Source organism: Thioclava sp. F36-7, assembly GCF_002020075.1.
Lineage (GTDB): Bacteria > Pseudomonadota > Alphaproteobacteria > Rhodobacterales > Rhodobacteraceae > Thioclava > Thioclava sediminum.
The window spans coordinates 1-1,235 of sequence record NZ_MPZR01000030.1; the positions used below are offsets into that span (position 1 = coordinate 1).

Consider the following 1,235-nt stretch of genomic DNA (forward strand, 5'->3'; position numbering starts at 1 on the left):
TTCAATTTGACTTATGCTTTTCGTATCATATATCATCTAAATGATGAAGAAGCTTGTAAGTATTGGCGAGGCCGCAAAGGCCCTGGGCGTGACACCGCTCACCTTGCGCAGATGGGATGAGAGCGGCAAGCTCAAGCCCGACCTCGTAACCGAGGGTGGGCGGCGCCGCTATAACCTCGCCAAACTTCAGCCGGAGCTCCATCGGCAGCAGGATAAAGCTGCCCGGCGCACGGTTGCCTACGCACGCGTTTCCTCCCATGACCAGAAACCTGACCTGGAGCGCCAGGCGCAGCTTCTCGAGGCCTATTGCGCCGGGCAGGGCTGGACCTACGAGGTGGTCACCGATCTCGGCTCTGGCATGAACTATCGCAAGAAGGGCCTCAAGCGCCTACTCGAAGACATTGTCGAGGATCGCGTCGGCCGACTGGTCATCACTCACAAGGATCGTTTGCTGCGCTTCGGCGCCGAGCTCGTCTTCGCGATCTGTGAGGCGAAGAACGTCGAGGTCGTAATCCTGAACCAGGGCGAAGACACCAGTTTCGAAGAGGATCTTGCCCGGGATGTGCTCGAGATCATCACGGTGTTCAGCGCACGGCTCTACGGTGCGCGCTCCCGCAAGAATGCGAAATTGATCGCAGACATCAAGGCCGCGGCCGAAGGAGGCGATGATGGCGCTTGATGGAGCAGCGATCTCTACCCGGATCATGACAGTTCACCGCATCGCCCTCGATGTAGACAAGGCGCAGGACGCACTGTTTGCGCAATGCGCCGGCATCGCCCGGTTCAGCTGGAACTGGGCTCTCGACCGATGGAAATCCCAATATACCGCGCATTGCGAAAACAATTCCCTGCCCAAGCCTTCCGAGGCTGCGCTGCGACGCGAACTCAATGCCATCAAGCGGGCTGAATACCCCTGGATGCTGCATGCGCCCAAAGCGGTTCCACAGCAGGCGATCAAGAATCTTGGTGCCGCGTTCAAGGGTTTCTTCGAGGGGCGCTCCCGCTATCCCAACTTCAAAGCAAAAGATCTCTGTCGTGAGAGCTTTCGGCCGGACAATGGCCCCGGGACATTCCGTGTCGAAGGGCGACGCCTGAAACTGCCGCGCATTGGCTGGGTGTCTATGCGGGAGGCCCTGCGCTTTGGTTTCGAAATGAATCCAACCTTGAAATCCGTCACCATCTCGCGGGAGGCGGGCCGGTGGTTCGCGGCGATTGCGGTTGAGATCGATCACAGC

General features: G+C 58.9%; 2 protein-coding genes. Both read left to right on the forward strand.

Features of this window, described 5'->3' with window-relative positions:
- Positions 1-43: 43 nt before the first annotated feature.
- Positions 44-679, forward strand: a complete 636-nt coding sequence (locus BMI89_RS20490) for an IS607 family transposase (protein WP_078572605.1) — start codon at positions 44-46, stop codon at positions 677-679.
- Positions 669-1,235: helix-turn-helix domain-containing protein (locus BMI89_RS20495; protein WP_168176857.1), on the forward strand; the 567-nt coding region annotated here is incomplete at its 3' end. The genes BMI89_RS20490 and BMI89_RS20495, both read left to right, overlap by 11 nt.

Bases quoted from the DNA above. Each gene is read 5' to 3' on its own strand.
- BMI89_RS20490 (WP_078572605.1), top strand. From the start codon at position 44: ATGAAGAAGCTTGTAAGTATTGGCGAGGCCGCAAAGGCCCTGGGCGTG.